This is a genomic window from Superficieibacter electus (assembly GCF_002915575.1).
Classification (GTDB): Bacteria; Pseudomonadota; Gammaproteobacteria; order Enterobacterales; family Enterobacteriaceae; genus Superficieibacter; species Superficieibacter electus.
Window position 1 is genome coordinate 24,640 of record NZ_PQGD01000021.1, and the last position, 17,627, is coordinate 42,266.

The following is a 17,627-nucleotide window of genomic DNA, read 5'->3' on the forward strand; positions in this document are numbered from 1 at the left end:
TATCCGAGGTTTTCTTTATGCTTACCGTCTGTTCGCTGACGCTTTAAGCACGAATGCAGCAAAAACGCGGGCATCAACCTTAAACCAATGTGCTGAGAACCCAGGTTACATCTGTTTACAGCTTGAACATAAATGCGTATATTTCGCATTTGCATTTACATGCGCGAATGCAATTCAGAATTATTACCTTGTACTTAATGTCGGCATCGCATCGGCATTGAGGCAAATAGTAAACATAACAAAGGGTTTAACATGTCTTTCAATCGTTCATCCAGGGATGACTCGCGTCTGCTTGCCGCCATTCCCACCCGTCTGGCTGCCTGCATTGCTTTCGCATTGATGCCTTCCGCCGTCTTCGCCGCCGATGCGCAAAAAGAAGATACCATTGTGGTTGATGCTGCTGCTGAGAATTCGCAAGATACGCAGGATCAGGATTACAGCGTCAAAGCCAGTACCGCGGGTACCAAAATGATGCTCATCCAGCGTGATATTCCGCAATCGGTCAGCATCATTAGCGAGCAGCGCATGGAAGACCAGCAGCTGCAATCTCTGGGGGATGTGTTGAGAAACACGACCGGCATAAGCGAAAGTTTTGCTGATTCAGACCGTGCCAGTTATTACGCGCGCGGTTTTGCCATCGACAACTATATGGTTGACGGTATCCCTACCCTGTTTGAATCCCGCTGGAACCTGGGGGATGCCCTTTCTGATACCGCGATTTATGAACGTATTGAAGTAGTGCGCGGTGCCAACGGCCTGACTACCGGCTCCGGTAACCCTTCTGCTGCCATCAATATGGTGCGCAAACACGCGGATAGCCGTGAGTTCAAAACCAATGTCTCTGCAGAATATGGTAGCTGGAATAAACAGCGCTACGTTGCCGATCTCTCTACCCCGCTGACGGAAGATGGCCGAATTCGTGGCCGTATGGTCGCCGGTTATCAGAATAACGACAGCTGGCTTGACAACTACAATCAGAAGAAAAAATTCTTCTATGGCGTGGTGGATGTTGATCTGACCGACGCCACCCGCTTCTCCGTCGGCTATGACTATCAGGAAACGAATGTGGATAGCCCGACCTGGGGCGGTGCGCCACGCTGGTATACCGATGGCAGCAAAGTCAATCCGGATCGCAGCTATAGTGCCGCTCCCGACTGGGCCTACAATGACAAAGAGTCCAAACGTACCTTTGCTACGCTCAATCAAAAGCTGGGCGGTGACTGGCAGTTGACGGTAAACGGTACCCATACCGAAATGAACCTCGACAGCCAGCAACTCTACCTGGATGGGCTGGTGGATAAAACGACCGGGATCATGGTGAGTCCATATGGCGCGTCCTATCCGTACGTTGGCGGTACCGGCTATAATACCGGTAAGCGTAAAGTCGACGCCCTTGATACGTATGCCAATGGCTCTTATGAACTCTTTGGCCGTCAGCATGAATTAATGATCGGCACGAGTTACAGCCGTCAGAACAATACCTATTACAGCTCGTGGGCTAACATTGGCGATACCGAGCTGGGAAGCTATTATGCGTATGATCAGAACTTCCCGGAGACCAACTGGAACCCGTTAAGCCTCGCGCAGAACGATACCATTCATCAGAAATCGGCCTATATGGCAACCCGAATCTCGCTGGCCGATCCGCTACACGTGATCCTCGGGGCGCGTTATACCAAATACAATCTGGATACGCTGAATCAACAGCTGGAGAAAAACAATACTTCCCCGTATGCGGGCATTATCTTTGATATTAACGATACCTGGTCAACCTATGCCAGTTACACCTCGGTCTTTAAACCGCAGACCCAGCGTAATATTGAGAAAAAATATCTGTCGCCAATTACCGGTAACAACTATGAAGCTGGCCTGAAAGGCGACTGGATGAATAGCCGTCTGACCACCTCACTGGCGGTATTCCGTATTGAACAGGATCACCTGGCGCAGTCCACGGGCGCACTCATTCCTGGTACCAGCGGTGAAACGGCCTATAAAGAAGTGGATGGCACAGTAAGTAAAGGCGTTGAGTTTGAAGTCAATGGTGCAATAACAGATAACTGGCAGATGACCTTTGGGATCACCCGCTACGTGGCAGAAGACAGCGAAGGCGAAGCCGTTAACCCGGATCTACCGCGTACCAGCGCTAAGCTGTTCACCAGCTACCGTATTCCGCAGCTGCAGGCGTTAACCGTCGGTGGCGGCGTCAACTGGCAGAACCATGTCTGGTCAGATGTGGCGGTGCCCGGCGGCACTTACCGTTCCGAACAAGGCAGCTTCGCGCTGGTCGATCTCTTTGCCCGTTACAACGTCACTAAAGCGTTCTCGGTGCAGGCAAACGTAGACAACCTGTTTGATAAGGAATACGACACCAACGTTAACAGCCGTGGCATTGTTTACGGCGAACCACGTAACTTCTCCGTTAGCGCGAACTACAGTTTCTGATTTATCTCTTCAGGGGGGCACTCGGCCCCCTTTCTGTTTCCCTTGCCCACCAATTTTAGACGTTGTGTATCTCCCTGATTCCAGGATACTGGTAATTCTGGACGCTTTGCTTCTCATTCATGCAGAGCTTTTATTTATCAGGAGAGAATATGTTTCGCTTTATTGTTGCCCTCTTTGCCTCATTCATGATCATGCAATCTGCCTTTGCAGATACCGCCCGTCCTGAAATCGCCAAATACGTCAAAGGCTATCAAGGTCAGGAAGGTGTTCAGGTATGGACGCTGCGTATTGGACCTAAAGAGGCCAATGAATCATTAGTTCAGATAGTGAACGTCGATAACGCGCTGGATAAGAAAATCATTCGTTGCAAAGTGGAGCCGGCGAGCGGTGGCGCAACCAGCTACAAAACTGAAGTTGAGGGCAAATCATGGGAGCTTTTGCGGGTTAAAGACGGCTCAGGTGAGCTGTATCTGCCCGGCGAATCGTCATCAACCTGGGTTGCCTATAGCCAGTCACTTTCTCAGGAGGGAAATGCTGAGCATTTTCTGACGGATTATCTGGAGCAGGAAGGGAAATAATTTTTTTGCCCTGACGTAAAAAAGGCAGCGATTCCGCTGCCTTTTATCTCCCCAACTTACCCCTTAGCTGTGACGGATATACTCATCCATCTCAGTTTTCAGGTTGTCAGACTTGGTACCAAAGATAGCCTGCACGCCGGAGCCTGCAACCACCACCCCTGCCGCACCCAGACGTTTCAGGCCAGCCTGATCGACTTTAGCCACGTCCGCCACGCTCACGCGCAGACGGGTGATACAGGCGTCAAGGTTTGTGATGTTATCTTTACCACCAAACGCCGCCACCAGAGCCGGAGCCATCTCGCTGGTCGCGCCTGCTTTCGCATCTTCAGTACTGTCTTCGCGGCCCGGCGTTTTCAGGTTCAGTGCTTTGATCAGAACGCGGAAAACCACATAGTAAACCACCGCGTAGCAAATCCCGATGACAGGGAACAGCCACAGCTTGCTGCCGTTGCCGCTCAGCACGATAAAGTCGATCAGACCGTGGGAGAACGACGTACCATCACGCATGCCGAGCAGAATACAGATTGGGAATGCCAGACCTGCCAGAATCGCATGAATGATGTACAGGATCGGCGCAACGAACATGAAGGAGAATTCAATCGGTTCGGTAATACCGGTCAGGAATGAGGTCAGCGCCGCGGAAATCATAATGCCGCCCACTTTGGCGCGGTTTTCCGGCTTCGCGGAGTGCCAGATAGCAATAGCGGCTGCCGGCAGACCGTACATTTTGAACAGGAAGCCACCGGACAGTTTACCCGCAGTCGGGTCGCCCGCCATATAACGCGGGATATCACCGTGGAATACCTGACCTGCGGCATTGGTGTATTCACCAATCTGCATCTGGAAAGGAACGTTCCAGATATGATGCAGACCGAACGGCACCAGGCAACGTTCAATAAAGCCGTAAATACCAAACGCCACCACCGGGTTCTGGTAAGCAGCCCATTGGGAGAAGGTCTGGATGGCAGCGCCAATCGGCGGCCAAACGAAGGAGAGCAGCACGCCAAGTACAATCGCAGTCAGACCAGAGATGATCGGGACGAAGCGTTTGCCCGCAAAGAAGCCCAGATATTCAGGCAGCTTGATGCGATAGAAACGGTTGAACATATACGCCGCAATCGCACCGGCGATGATGCCACCTAATACGCCAGTATCAGCAAGGTGTTTCGCAGCGATTTCTTCAGCAGGTAAATGCAGAACCAGCGGGGCAACCACGGCCATGGTTTTCACCATAATGCCATACGCCACGACCGCGGCCAGACCAGATACACCGTCGTTATTAGTGAAGCCTAATGCGACACCGATAGCGAAGATCAGCGGCATGTTAGCAAAAACAGATCCGCCCGCTTCGGCCATTACATGGGAAACGACTTCTGGCAGCCAGCTGAAGTTAGCCGAACCGACGCCCAGCAGGATACCTGCGATGGGGAGTACGGATACTGGCAGCATCAGCGATTTACCGACCTTTTGCAGGTTAGCAAATGCATTCTTAAACATAATTGAGAGTGCTCCTGAGTATTTGTGCTTTTTTACGCTTTCGCGCCTGGATGAGGGGGGAGAACCTCATCGTGGACCAGGCCTCTTAGGGCCTTTATTTATTACACAGAGTAAAATAATTCATGAGATTTTTGTTTGACGACAATCACGTTTCCGTCATCAATCATTAGAAACTTTTCATAGATTTACAAACTGGATAGCAAAGATGCTTATGGTTTGCCTTCACCGCCCATTTTCAGGCGGTGAACTTTACTCGTTTCTGTCATTAATTACGAGTACTAAAATAATAGCTCTATCAGGCAGGCTGGAGGCGTTGCGGGGCAATATGAAAGAGAGTGGCGAAGTTCTGTGTGGTCTGCTGCGCCAGTTGCTCAAGCGTTACGCCTTTCAGTACCGCCAGATATTCCGCCACATCACGCGTCATGGCTGGCTGGTTTTCTTTGCCCCGATGCGGCACCGGCGCGAGATAAGGTGAATCCGTTTCAACCAGCAGACGGTCAAGCGGAATGTAGCGCGCGGCATCCCGCAGTTGTTCAGCATTGCGAAACGTGATGATGCCGGAAAAAGAGATATAAAATCCCATGTCCAGTAGTTTGCCCGCCGTTTCACGATCTTCCGTAAAACAGTGTAGTACCCCACCACAATCCGTCACCTTTTCTTCGGCCAGGATCGCCAGGGTATCGGCACGTGCATCGCGCGTGTGAACGATCACCGGCTTGTTTAACTCGCGTCCAATGCGGATATGCTCACGAAAAGAGTGCTGTTGACGCGCTTTGGTTTCTGGGGTGTAAAAATAGTCCAGCCCCGTTTCTCCCATCGCGACTACGCCTGGCTGAGCGGCAAGGCTACGCAGCTCTTGAACATCATATTCTTCTTCCTGGTTCAACGGATGTACGCCACAGGAAAAAACGACGTTCGGACGTTCGCCCACCAGCTCGCGCATTCCCCGGTAGCCAGGGAGCGTGGTGGAAACCGCAAGACAGAATTTTACGTCACGAGCGGCGGCTTTCGCCAGAACATCGTCAACGTCTGTATGCAGGGATTGATAATCAAGACCATCAAGATGGCAGTGTGAGTCGACTAAAAACATAATGTCTCTCTCAGAGATGTGAAACAGGGAGTGCCACGCCGGTTTGCAGGTCATGTTCCCAGCGTAGCAAACGATCGGTAAGGGTAAGTTCACGATTGAGGCCAGAAACATTCAGCAGTTGTTCCCGACACGCGCAGATGTCCTGCATGATGCATTGCAGTTGAGCAGACTTTAATTCCCGGGTAAGCTGGTTTACCAGCGGCACGGCATCCGCGTTCGTTAAATGCGTAATGTGCTGTTTGACTTTCAATGCATCAAGCAACAACGCCGCCAGCCAGTGCAGACGGGTGGCCACATTATCATGATTGAGGGTGGACAGCAGGGAAAGCCAGTCATGTTCCGTTAATGCCAGTTCCAGCCCCTGACAAAGCTGTTGGCGGGCTCCCCAAACGTCAGGCTGCAATAGCTGAAGCGCCGCCGCCGGTGCATTCCCACTCAACCGTAATGCCGTAAGCATCATATCATGTGACGCCGTCACCTCCCGGGCGAGCCATGCCAGCGCCCAGGCCTCAGCAGGCGGAGCAAGATGATGCAGTCGACAGCGGCTGCGCAGCGTGGCCATTAAATGGGCGGGTTCGCGACAGGCCAGCAGAAACCAGGTATTCGCCGGTGGTTCTTCCAGCGTTTTTAGCAATGCATTGGCAGCGGCATCAGTCAGCAACGTGGCATCGGTTAACCAGACGACTTTTGCACCGCCAAGCCGTGCATGCTCATAAAGCTTTTCACTGAGTTCGCGTACCGCATCAATACCCAATGAACTTTTGCCCTTTTCCGGGGCCAGGCTGTAATAATCCGGATGGGTACCCGCCTGCATCAACAGACAGCTATGGCATTTACCACAGCTTTTATGCCCCTGCGGCTGCTGGCACATCAAATACCGGCTGATGGCATAGAGTAGCGACTCGGCCCCCATGCCGGGCAGTGCATGAATCAGTAACGCATGATGGCCGCGCCCGGCCTGATAGCTGGCAACCAGCGCTTCAAAGTGTGGGCGCAGCCATGGGTACCATTTCATGCCCCCAGCTCCTTCACCCACGCAGTAATGACATCACGGAGATCGCTCATCACCTTTTCCAGCGACTGGGTCGCATCAATGGTATAAATGGTTTTATCCTGCGCCGCCAGTTCCTGATACCGTGCACGGGTGCGGTTGAAGAAGTTTAACGATTCCTGCTCGATGCGATCCAGTTCACCGCGTGCACGGGCGCGTTTCAGCCCCACTTCCGGCGTGACGTCGAGATACAGAGTAAGATCCGGGCGAAAATCACCGAGCACCGCATCGCGCAGGGTTGCCAGCATCTGACGGTCTACGCCGCGTCCACCGCCCTGATAGGCTTGCGTTGAGAGATCGTGACGGTCGCCAATGACCCACTGCCCCTTCGCCAGCGCGGGTTTTATCACCGTTTCCACAAGTTGTACGCGCGCTGCGTAAAACATCAGGACTTCAGCTTTAACATTAATTTTTTCATCGCCCGTGGACTGGATATCCAGCACCAGACTGCGCAGTTTCTCGGCCAGCACCGTTCCGCCAGGTTCGCGCGTGAAGAGCAAATCGCCGATGCCCAGTTCTTTCAGGGTTTGTACCACGACATCACGCGCGGTGGTTTTACCTGCACCTTCCAGCCCCTCGATAACGATATATTTACTGCGCATTTTTTTCCTTAAGTGCTTTCAGGTAGTCCTGAACCGACCGATTATGGCTGGCAAGATTAGTGTTGAACGTATGTCCGCCTTTACCATCGGCAACAAAATAGAGATACGGCGTTTTTTCCGGATGTGCCGCCGCGGTAAGCGACGCTTCACCTGGCACAGCGATGGGGCCCGGCGGCATTCCTGCAATGACGTAGGTATTATACGCGCTTGGCGTCTCCAGATCTTTACGCGTAAGGTTACCATTATAGCTCTCGCCCATACCATAAATCACAGTAGGGTCGGTTTGCAGGCGCATCCCAATCCGCAGCCGGTTGATAAATACTGAGGCGACGCGGGTACGTTCACTGGCGACAGCGGTCTCTTTTTCAACAATCGAAGCCATAGTGACCAGCTGATTTTTATCCGCGTATGGCAATCCCTCCGCCCGCCCTTCCCAGGCTTTATCAATGGCGGCCACCATTTTCGTGTGGGCCCGCGTAAGCAGCGCCACATCGCTGGTATTGGCGGTGTACATCCAGGTATCGGGCCAGAACCAGCCCTCGACCCAGTCAGGATTTTCCAGTTTCAGTGCTGCAGCTACGCTTGCGTAGCTATCATCTTTCAGCGTGTGCTTAATGTACGGTGCATCACGAAGCTGGCGCAGATAATCGCTGACGCGCATACCTTCGACGAAGCGCAGCGGGAACTGCGCCTCTTTACCGCTTTCCAGCAGCTTTAGCATATCGCGCACGGTCATCTGTGGCGTAAAACGGTAGGTCCCCGCTTTAAAGTGGGAAAGATCGGGTTCAAGACGCAACAGCCACTGGAAGACGCGTGGACGATTAATGATTTTCTCGTTATAAAGTTGCTCGCCCAGTGCCAGCCGACCGGTACCTGCTTTAAGCGTAAAGATGGTTTCATCTTTGATGAGCAGAGTACTGTCGGCAAGATGGCGGACTTTCCATAGACCTGCGCCTGCGGCAATACCCAGCACAACGAGTAACAGAAGGACAAAACGTAACATTTTCTTCATGATGTAGTTTATGGCTCACAAAGGGGGGCTAAAAAATGATAAAGCTCGCGAGATGACCAGACATGCTCATTCCAGCGGCGGACTGGCACCAGTGGCATCAGCGCATTGCAAATAATCACCTCATCGGCACCAGCCAGGGCTATTTCCTGACACTGTACTTCGCGCACCCGCCACGGGGAGGCACTCAAATGATTTAAACAGTGTTGACGCATGATCCCCGCCACACCTGCGTTTTCAAGTTGCGGTGTAAAAACCGTCTGTCGCTGACGCCAGAATATATTGGCGGCACAGCATTCCGTTAACCACCCATCGCTGTCAAGCACCAGCGCTTCATCTGCGTTTGTTTGTTCAAGATGCATGCGGATAAGAACTTGCTCAAGTCGATTCAGATGCTTAATACCCGCAAGATGAGGATTGCGACCGAGTCGTACCGGGCTGAGCGTCAGCGTAATACCCTCGCTACGCCAGCGCGAAAAATGGGCCGGATAGTCTGAAACTGATAGCATTCGCGTTGGAGTGAGGCAAGCCGTCGGACTATAACCACGTCCGCCACCGCCACGGCTGAGCACAACTTTAAGAACGCCCTCACCTTTTGCGGCAGCAAGTTGTTGCATTTCGGTGGTGAGAATATCCCAGCTTTCAAAGGGTATATGCAGGCGCTCACAGGCGGCACGCAGGCGCTGGACATGAGCCTCTAAAAGCGCAATCCGACCCGTGGCGATTCTGGCTGTCGTAAAACAACCGTCGCCGAATTGAGTGGCTCTGTCTGCTGCCGCTAACGTGTTCTGTTGACAGCCATTAATCAAGAACATAGTGGCTCCTTAATGGGCAGACAGTTTGGCAGGATGACTGGCGCAGGACAAGCGGAGAAAACTGAATTGAAAAGGCCCACCGAAGCGGGCCTTTAAACGAAGTCGCTAACGCAATTAGATCTTTTTGAAGATCAACGAGCCATTAGTGCCGCCAAAGCCGAAGGAGTTACACAGGGTGTACTCCAGTCCGCTAACCTGACGTGCTTCGTGTGGAACGAAGTCCAGATCGCAACCGTCATCCGGGTTATCCAGGTTGATGGTTGGAGGTACGGCCTGATCGCGTAATGCAAGGATGGAGTAGATAGATTCTACCGCACCCGCCGCACCCAGCAGATGACCGGTCATGGATTTGGTTGAGCTCACCATTACGCGGCTGGCAGCATCGCCAAAGACGGTTTTTACCGCCTGAGCTTCTGCTTTATCACCCGCCGGAGTGGATGTACCGTGCGCATTCACATACCCGATTTGGCTTGCATCAATGCCGGCATCGCGAATAGCGTTCGCCATGGCCTGCGCAGCACCTTCGCCGTTTTCCGGCGGAGAGGTCATGTGATAGGCATCACTGCTCATGCCGAAACCAACGATTTCCGCATAAATTTTAGCGCCACGTTTTTTCGCGTGTTCGTACTCTTCAAGTACGATAAGGCCTGCGCCATCACCCAGCACAAAACCGTCACGGTCTTTATCCCACGGGCGGCTTGCTGCCTGCGGGTTATCGTTACGCGTAGACAACGCACGCGCGGCACCAAATCCGCCAACGCCCAGCGGCGTACTGGCTTTCTCTGCGCCACCGGCCAGCATCGCGTCGGCATCGCCATAAGCGATCATACGCGCAGCCTGCCCGATGTTATGCACACCGGAAGTACAGGCGGTGGCAATAGAAATACTGGGTCCACGCAAACCAAACATAATGGTCAGGTGGCCTGCTACCATATTGACGATGGTGGACGGCACGAAGAACGGGCTGATCTTACGCGGACCACCGTTAACCAACGACGTGTGGTTATCTTCGATAAGGCCGAGACCGCCGATACCGGAGCCAATAGCAGCACCAATACGGGTAGCGTTCTCTGGCGTCACAACAAGGCCAGAATCCTGCATGGCCTGTACGCCAGCCACAATTCCATATTGGATGAAGGCATCCATCTTGCGCTGTTCTTTGCGCGAGATGATGTCATCACAGTTAAAATCCTTTACTAAGCCAGCAAATTTCGTTGCATAGGCGCTAGTATCGAAATGGTCGATCAGGCTGATGCCACTCTGACCGGCAAGGAGAGCTTTCCAGGTAGACTCTACGGTATTGCCGACAGGAGACAACATGCCCAGTCCGGTCACAACTACACGACGCTTAGACACGGTTGTCCTCCAGGGAGGGAAAAAAAAGGTGCCAGATAAAACTCAGGCGGTCGAATGACCGCCTGGAGATGTTCACTTATGCCTGGTGGCCGTTGATATAATCAATGGCAGCCTGAACGGTAGTGATTTTCTCAGCTTCTTCGTCCGGAATCTCAGTATCAAACTCTTCTTCCAGAGCCATTACCAGCTCAACGGTGTCAAGAGAATCTGCGCCCAGGTCTTCAACGAAAGAAGCATTATTGGTCACTTCTTCCTGCTTAACGCCCAGCTGCTCGCCGATAATTTTCTTAACGCGTTCTTCGATAGTGCTCATACTCTTAAATTTCCTATCAAAACTCGCTTTCGCGATGGTTTTCGTAGTGTATAAAATGTTGAAAAATTTGCAACTAAATCCCGGCAGTTCTTACCACGATTTTACGCTATTTTGCGGGTGAACCCCTCAATAACGCAAACTATTTTGCACCAGTTTATGCTTAAAAACGTGCGGTTTGCGCGGTTCCTGAGCATTCCGGGTGCATCGTGGTTAAACCATGTACATTCCGCCGTTGACGTGCAGGGTTTCACCAGAGATGTAACCTGCTTCGTCAGAAGCTAAAAATGCAACCGCGCTGGCGATCTCTTTTGCATCACCAAGACGACCCGCCGGAACTTGCGCCAGAATACCCGCACGCTGCTCGTCAGAGAGCGCGCGCGTCATGTCCGTTTCAATAAAGCCCGGAGCAACAACGTTTACAGTAATACCACGCGACGCCACTTCACGCGCCAGCGATTTACTGAAGCCGATCAACCCTGCTTTTGCCGCAGCATAGTTGGCCTGGCCAGCATTTCCCATAGTCCCAACAACAGAACCAATGGTAATGATACGCCCATGACGCTTTTTCATCATAGCGCGCAATACGGCTTTTGACAGACGGAAAACCGATGACAGATTGGTTTCCAGGATGTCATTCCATTCGTCTTCTTTCATGCGCATTAACAGGTTATCACGCGTAATGCCGGCATTATTCACCAGAATGTCGACTTCGCCAAACTCTGCGCGAATATTTTCCAGAACGGATTCGATAGATGCCGGATCGGTCACATTCAGCATCAGGCCTTTTCCGTTGCTACCCAGATAGTCGCTGATAGCCTGCGCGCCATTCTCACTGGTGGCGGTGCCAATCACTTTTGCGCCGCGAGCAACAAGCGTTTCTGCAATCGCGCGACCAATGCCGCGGCTTGCGCCCGTTAACAGTGCGATTTTTCCTTCAAAACTCATGGTATTCCTCTTTTTATTGTGCAATCGCCGCTGACAGTGCGTCCGGCTCGTTAAGCGCCGATGCAGTCAGGGTGTCAACAATACGTTTGGTCAGGCCGGTTAATACTTTACCTGGACCGACTTCATAGAGATGCTCAACGCCCTCTGAAGCCATAAATTCTACGCTCCTGGTCCACTGAACCGGGCTATACAGCTGGCGTACCAGCGCGTCGCGGATAGCGTCTGGCGCGGTTTCGCATTTTACATCAACGTTGTTAACGACAGGCACGGACGGCGCGTTAAAGGTGATGTTTTTCAGTTCGACCGCCAGCTTTTCAGCCGCTGGTTTCATCAATGCACAGTGGGACGGCACGCTAACCGGCAGCGGCAATGCGCGTTTAGCACCCGCAGCTTTACAGGCAGCACCGGCACGCTCAACAGCGTCTTTATGCCCGGCAATCACTACCTGCCCGGGAGAGTTGTAGTTGACCGGAGAAACCACTTCACCCTGAGCAGATTCTTCACAGGCTTTAGCGATAGCGGCATCATCAAGGCCGATGATGGCAGACATCGCCCCAGTTCCGGCCGGTACAGCTTCCTGCATAAACTTGCCGCGCAGCTCGACCAGACGCACCGCGTCGGCGAAATCAATAACACCGGCACACACCAGCGCCGAGTATTCACCGAGGCTGTGTCCGGCCATCAGAGCCGGCGTTTTGCCGCCCTGCTGCTGCCACGCGCGATACAGCGCAACAGAAGCCGCCAGCAGCGCAGGCTGCGTCTGCCACGTTTTGTTCAGTTCTTCCGCCGGCCCCTGCTGGGTCAGCGCCCAGAGATCGTAACCGAGTGCCGCAGAGGCTTCACGAAATGTCTCTTCAATAACCGGGTGAGCAGCGGCCATATCAGCCAGCATCCCAACGGTCTGCGAACCCTGACCCGGAAAAACGAATGCAAATTGCGTCATGTTATTATCCTTATTTCAGAAACGAACCAGCGCCGAGCCCCAGGTGAATCCGCCGCCGAAGGCTTCCAGCAGGACCAGTTGTCCGGCCTTAATGCGACCATCGCGCACCGCTTCATCCAGCGCGCAGGGTACCGATGCCGCAGACGTGTTGCCGTGACGGTCAAGCGTCACCACCACGTTGTCCATCGACATCCCCAGCTTCTTCGCCGTAGCGCTGATGATGCGCAGATTCGCCTGATGCGGCACCAGCCAGTCAAGCTGCGAGCGGTCGAGATTATTCGCTTCCAGCGTCTCATCAACAATGTGCGCCAGTTCCGTGACCGCGACCTTAAAGACCTCATTGCCGGTCATCGTCAGATATGTTGAATTCTCCGGATGCACGCGATCCAGATTCGGCAGCGTTAATAGCTCGCCGTAGCGGCCATCGGCATGAAGATGGGTAGAAATAATCCCCTGCTCTTCCGACGCGCTAAGTACCACGGCCCCTGCACCATCACCAAAGATGATGATCGTACCGCGATCGGTGGGATCGCAGGTGCGCGCCAGTACGTCGGAGCCAATCACCAGCGCATGTTTCACCGCACCCGACTTCACATATTGGTCCGCTACGCTTAGTGCATAGGTAAACCCTGCACACGCTGCACCAATATCAAATGCCGGACAGCCTTTAATTTCCAGCATGTTCTGGATCTGGCAGGCCGCACTGGGAAAGGCATGGGTTGCTGAGGTGGTAGCAACAATAATCAGTTCGATCTGCTCGGCATTAACGCCCGCCATGTCCAGCGCACGTTTAGCGGCTTCAAAGCCCATTGTCGCAACCGTTTCATTCGGCCCGGCGATACGGCGTTCACGAATACCTGTACGAGTGACAATCCACTCATCAGACGTGTCGACCATTTTTTCCAGATCGGCGTTGGTTCGCACTTGTTCGGGCAGATAGCTGCCGGTACCCATAATCTTCGTATGCATGTAAGCTCAGTCACTTTTTGCTAATACAGATTCCAGGCGAGCGGCAATCCGCTGAGGGACTTGTCGCTGCACCGCCTGCACTGCCTGTTCAATCGCCACGCTAAACGCGCGCTGATTGGCCGCACCATGACTCTTAATCACCGTGCCGCGTAATCCTAACAGACAGGCACCATTATACTGGTCGGGGTTGAGGTGACTGAATCGCCTTGTCAGGCTTTTTTGTAACCAGTGTTTTAATAACCACAGCCACCACGACCGTTTTTTACCTTCGCCCTGCGACTTCAGCAGCGAAAGAAACATCCTTACAACACCTTCCATGGTCTTTAATGTGACATTGCCTGTAAATCCGTCACAGACCAGAACATCGGTTTTGCCGGTCAACAGTTCATTGGCTTCAAGATAACCAATATAGTTGATTGAGGGCACGTTCTTTAGCCGTTCAGACGCCTGGCGGATGCTATCGAGGCCTTTGACCTCTTCTTCACCAATATTGAGCAACGCCACGCGAGGTTGCGTGATGCCAATGACATCTTCTGCCAGAACAGCCCCCATCACGGCAAACTGCACCAGCATTTTGCTGTCACAGTCTACGTTAGCACCCAGATCGAGCACCACCGTTTTTCCCTTCTGCTGGTGAGGAAGAATCGTCACCAGCGCCGGACGCTCAATGCCGTCAATCGGCTTGAGCAATAATTTCGCCAGCCCCATCAGCGCACCGGTATTGCCCGCACTTACGCAGGCTTCGGCACGTCCTTCTTTCACCAGCTCCAGCGCAATACGCATTGAGCTGCCCCGGCTGTTACGCACAGCCTGTGAGGGGCGGGCATCACTGGCAATAACTGACTGCGCAGGAATAACCTGCAGACGCGAACGTTGTTCAAAGTCAGCTCTGGCAAGTAATGGCGTGATAGCGTCGGGATCGCCGACCAGGAGGAGTGTGAGTTGCGAATTAGAATTCAGTGCCTGCAAAGCTGCAGGCACTGTCACGGAAGGGCCAAAATCGCCCCCCATGACATCTAACGCCAGGGTTAGATGAGTCAAGGTATCGTCGCTGCCCGGTTTGGTTATCCCCGCTGACACGGGGAATTCCTCACTAAGCGTCACCACGCTTTTACTCGTCGATTTTCACGCTATAGTGCGCGAAAGCCGTTGAGTATCGCGTGATTACTTAGCGATGACCTTGCGGCCACGGTAGTAACCGTCGGCAGTCATGTGGTGACGCAGGTGGGATTCACCAGACGCTTTGTCTACAGACAGGCTGGTAACTGCGGTCAGCGCGTCATGAGAACGACGCATGCCACGTTTGGAACGGGTTGGTTTATTTTGTTGTACGGCCATGGACCTTACTCCTTAATTACGGCTTCTCCCCGCGCTCGCGGGAAACACCTATTACTTACGCTTTAAGCTGGCTAATACGGCAAATGGATTTGGTTTTTGTGCCTCTTCAGGCAACTCGCCAAAGACCATGTCCGCGTCGGACACTTCACAGTGTTCAGAATCATGCACCGGAACTACTGGCAAGGAGAGGATGATTTCATCTTCCACCATCGCCAGCAGATCGATTTCACCGAAATCGTTAACCTCAATCGGCTCATACGCTTCCGGGAGTGCTTCAGCCTGTTCGTCGGAACGGACCGGACTGAAACAATACGTTGTGTGAACGTGACGCGTGAACGGTTTCCCGCAGCGCTGACATTCGAGCGTTACCGTTACCGCTGCATCGCCGGTAATCACCGCGAGGCGCTGGTTGTCGATAGCGAACGACATGGCGCATTCTACATCACTGTCCACACTGACTACAGACTCGGCGACGCGCTCGGCCTGATCGGGAGTATAAATACCCTGGTAATCAAGGCGTTTTTGAGCCGTACGAACCGGATCAAGAGTCAGGGGTAATTTTACCTTTTGCATAGGGCGCGCATATTAACTTTGTAACGTCATAGAGTCAAAGAAAAAGGCAACCTGAGGATGCCTTTTGCCAATAATTCGCACACATTGCGGCCTTTAGTTTAAAATGAGGTCATCCGATACGCTATATCTGAATGAAAAAATATATGACCCGTCTTATTCTTGCTTCAACTTCGCCATGGCGGCGTATGCTGCTCGAAAAGCTTGGCCTCGCCTTTGAATGTGCCGCGCCGGATACCGATGAAACGCCCCAGTCCGGTGAAACGCCGCGCCATCTGGTGCTGCGTCTGGCCCAGGCTAAAGCCCAGTCGCTGGCCGGGCGTTTTCCAGAGCATTTGATTATTGGTTCGGATCAGGTATGCGTCCTGAACGGTGAAATCGCCGGCAAACCGTTGACCGAAGAAAAAGCCCGCCAGCAGTTGATGCAGGCCAGTGGAAATATCGTCACCTTTTATACCGGGCTGGCGCTTTATAATTCGGCGACGGGGCATTTACAAACTGAATGTGAGCCGTTTGATGTTCACTTTCGCCATCTGAGCGAACAGGAAATAGGCGACTATTTACGCAAAGAAAACCCACTTCAGTGCGCCGGCAGTTTTAAAAGTGAAGGACTGGGGATTGCGCTGTTTGAGCGGCTTGAAGGACGCGATCCTAATGCGCTGGTGGGGCTGCCGCTGATAGCGCTGTGTCAGATGCTGCGCCGGGAAGAGATGAATCCGCTTTTGGGATAACGTGTCTGGAACAGAAGACCATCTCTGACAACGTAATGCAATATGCCGGATGGCGGCTACGCCTTATCCGGCCTACATTCGCGACATATCAGGAACTTACACCACATCGTAGGCCCGGTAAGCGCAGTGCCACCAGGCAGAACGACGCAGGCCTGGTTCGCGTTACGCAACACCTGCAGGCACCGCTTCAGCTCGTCATCCAGCGGTGCTTCAATGCGCAACACCTCCCTGGTTCACGGGTGGGTAAACTTCAGCGCCGCCACGTGGAGGAAAAGACGGCTTAGACCGATTCCCGCCAGTTGCTTATCAAACTCGCGGTCGCCGTAGCGATCGTCAAAGGCAATCGGATGCCCGGCATATAACGTATGCACGCGGATCTGATGGGTGCGTCCCTTTCTGCATACCTTTATCACGCAACTGCTCATGCAATGAACGCAACGCCGAGCATTTTATCAGCAGCAGGATAAGGTTCCATGGCTGGATAAAGGGCTGAAACCTTAATAAGCGCCCCTCAGCTTGAGCTGAGGGGCGTCACTCAGGCGAGGGCCATCAGACTGGTGATCAACATATTGCCGCCGACAAACAGCAGCACCAGATACACAATCCGCAGGAAGGTTTCCTTTCTGATGCGCTGCAAGAAGGCCATGCCGAGGAAGAAGCCAATCGCCGCCATTGGGAAACCAATTGTCAGCGCGCTGCCCAGATGCGCCGTAAACGCGCCATTACGGTACTGGTTGAAGGCATTCCAGGTGTTAAATACTACCCACACCATATTCATGGTGTTACGAAACTTCTCTTTCTCCCTCACCGCTTCAATGGTGTAGACGGTGATCAGCGGCCCGCCAATGGTAAAGGCTCCATGAACAATGCCGCCCAGGATCAGGCAGCCGTAACGGAAGCTCTTTCTTGCCAGCGTGTCCGGCGCGTTAGTAGCCTCCACTTTTTTAAAGATGATAGGGTTGACGATATGCTTGTAGATATTCATCACCGCAATAATCGTCACCATGGCACCAATGCAAATTTTCGCCACGTTGGGGCTGATGGTATAGAACAGATAGTTACCGATCAGGATGCCCGGCACGCAAAGCACGACGATTTTGCCGAGGTCGCGCCAGGAGATGTCGCGCCAGGTTTTGACCGCCAGAAAGTAGAGAAACGGCAGCGTAATCACCGTCCCGTAGGGCACCCCAACCGATGTGCCAAGCAACCCGTTCGTGACCGATGCTGCGATAACCGTACAACCAAAGCCCGTACATCCCTGTACAAAAAAGCCGACAATTTGCATCAGACCGACAAGGACAAAATCAAGATTAAAATTCATTATATCCGCCCTGGAAAGCGCTTAAAGTTTGGCTACATTGCGAATGTCCGGACCTAC

The 17,627-nt window shown here is 52.9% G+C and carries 18 protein-coding genes and 1 pseudogene; 3 read left to right on the forward strand and 16 right to left on the reverse strand.

The genetic code is table 11. The features are described from left to right. Positions 1–252 precede the first annotated feature (252 nt). Entirely contained in the window at positions 253–2,442 is a 2,190-nt protein-coding gene (gene fhuE / locus CHU32_RS21690; RefSeq protein WP_103678056.1) for a ferric-rhodotorulic acid/ferric-coprogen receptor FhuE, read from the forward strand. Positions 2,443–2,591: 149 nt separating this feature from the next. Continuing rightward, positions 2,592–3,020: a hypothetical protein gene (locus tag CHU32_RS21695; protein WP_103678057.1), complete on the forward strand. Its 429-nt coding sequence runs from the start codon at positions 2,592–2,594 to the stop codon at positions 3,018–3,020. Positions 3,021–3,083: 63 nt separating this feature from the next. On the opposite strand, the gene ptsG is transcribed toward CHU32_RS21695, so the two are convergent. The 14 genes from ptsG to yceD form a co-directional block, all read right to left on the reverse strand. Continuing rightward, on the reverse strand, positions 3,084–4,517 hold the full coding sequence (gene ptsG / locus CHU32_RS21700) for a PTS glucose transporter subunit IIBC (RefSeq protein WP_103678058.1): 1,434 nt from the start codon (positions 4,515–4,517) through the stop codon (positions 3,084–3,086). Between the two features lie 295 nt (positions 4,518–4,812). Next, positions 4,813–5,607 carry a metal-dependent hydrolase gene (locus CHU32_RS21705; RefSeq protein ID WP_103678059.1) on the reverse strand — a complete coding sequence of 265 codons (795 nt, stop codon included), beginning with the start codon at positions 5,605–5,607 and terminating at the stop codon, positions 4,813–4,815. 10 nt (positions 5,608–5,617) lie between these two features. Next, a complete protein-coding gene (gene holB / locus CHU32_RS21710) occupies positions 5,618–6,622 on the reverse strand; it encodes a DNA polymerase III subunit delta' (RefSeq protein WP_103678060.1) in 1,005 nt (334 codons plus the stop codon). Beyond that, a complete protein-coding gene (gene tmk / locus CHU32_RS21715) occupies positions 6,619–7,260 on the reverse strand; it encodes a dTMP kinase (protein ID WP_103678061.1) in 642 nt (213 codons plus the stop codon). Before tmk ends, holB begins: the two co-directional genes overlap by 4 nt. Then, positions 7,250–8,272 (reverse strand): cell division protein YceG, encoded by a 1,023-nt coding sequence (yceG, locus tag CHU32_RS21720; RefSeq protein ID WP_103678062.1) that lies wholly within the window; start codon positions 8,270–8,272, stop codon positions 7,250–7,252. The genes tmk and yceG overlap by 11 nt, the downstream gene beginning before the upstream one ends. Positions 8,273–8,280: 8 nt before the next feature. Continuing rightward, complete coding sequence (gene pabC, locus CHU32_RS21725; protein WP_103678063.1) at positions 8,281–9,084, reverse strand: aminodeoxychorismate lyase; 804 nt, start codon at positions 9,082–9,084, stop codon at positions 8,281–8,283. A 114-nt stretch (positions 9,085–9,198) separates the two neighbouring features. Beyond that, positions 9,199–10,440: a beta-ketoacyl-ACP synthase II gene (gene fabF, locus CHU32_RS21730; protein ID WP_103678064.1), complete on the reverse strand. Its 1,242-nt coding sequence runs from the start codon at positions 10,438–10,440 to the stop codon at positions 9,199–9,201. A 76-nt stretch (positions 10,441–10,516) separates the two neighbouring features. After that, entirely contained in the window at positions 10,517–10,753 is a 237-nt protein-coding gene (gene acpP / locus CHU32_RS21735) for an acyl carrier protein (protein WP_000103754.1), read from the reverse strand. 210 nt (positions 10,754–10,963) lie between these two features. Beyond that, positions 10,964–11,698, reverse strand: a complete 735-nt coding sequence (gene fabG / locus CHU32_RS21740; protein WP_103678065.1) for a 3-oxoacyl-ACP reductase FabG — start codon at positions 11,696–11,698, stop codon at positions 10,964–10,966. A 13-nt stretch (positions 11,699–11,711) separates the two neighbouring features. Beyond that, a complete protein-coding gene (gene fabD, locus CHU32_RS21745; RefSeq protein WP_103678066.1) occupies positions 11,712–12,641 on the reverse strand; it encodes an ACP S-malonyltransferase in 930 nt (309 codons plus the stop codon). Between the two features lie 15 nt (positions 12,642–12,656). Next, positions 12,657–13,610 carry a beta-ketoacyl-ACP synthase III gene (locus tag CHU32_RS21750; RefSeq protein WP_103678067.1) on the reverse strand — a complete coding sequence of 318 codons (954 nt, stop codon included), beginning with the start codon at positions 13,608–13,610 and terminating at the stop codon, positions 12,657–12,659. A gap of 6 nt (positions 13,611–13,616) precedes the next feature. Continuing rightward, the gene (gene plsX / locus CHU32_RS21755; protein WP_218113790.1) at positions 13,617–14,651 is read right to left on the reverse strand and encodes a phosphate acyltransferase PlsX; all 1,035 of its coding nucleotides are present in this window, start codon (positions 14,649–14,651) and stop codon (positions 13,617–13,619) included. Positions 14,652–14,774: 123 nt separating this feature from the next. Continuing rightward, positions 14,775–14,948: a 50S ribosomal protein L32 gene (rpmF, locus tag CHU32_RS21760; protein WP_103678068.1), complete on the reverse strand. Its 174-nt coding sequence runs from the start codon at positions 14,946–14,948 to the stop codon at positions 14,775–14,777. Between the two features lie 51 nt (positions 14,949–14,999). Continuing rightward, the gene (yceD, locus tag CHU32_RS21765; RefSeq protein WP_103678069.1) at positions 15,000–15,521 is read right to left on the reverse strand and encodes a 23S rRNA accumulation protein YceD; all 522 of its coding nucleotides are present in this window, start codon (positions 15,519–15,521) and stop codon (positions 15,000–15,002) included. Between the two features lie 143 nt (positions 15,522–15,664). Here yceD and CHU32_RS21770 point away from each other — a divergent pair, with 143 nt between their 5' ends. After that, positions 15,665–16,249, forward strand: a complete 585-nt coding sequence (locus CHU32_RS21770) for a Maf family protein (protein ID WP_103678121.1) — start codon at positions 15,665–15,667, stop codon at positions 16,247–16,249. Between the two features lie 158 nt (positions 16,250–16,407). Here the strand turns inward: CHU32_RS21770 and CHU32_RS21775 are convergent. Together CHU32_RS21775 and CHU32_RS21780 are read right to left on the reverse strand one after the other, a co-directional pair. After that, positions 16,408–16,641 (reverse strand): annotated as a pseudogene (locus CHU32_RS21775) (23S rRNA pseudouridine(955/2504/2580) synthase); the annotation flags it as partial. 143 nt (positions 16,642–16,784) lie between these two features. Beyond that, complete coding sequence (locus CHU32_RS21780) at positions 16,785–17,570, reverse strand: sulfite exporter TauE/SafE family protein (RefSeq protein WP_103678070.1); 786 nt, start codon at positions 17,568–17,570, stop codon at positions 16,785–16,787. Between the last annotated feature and the right edge of the window lie 57 nt (positions 17,571–17,627).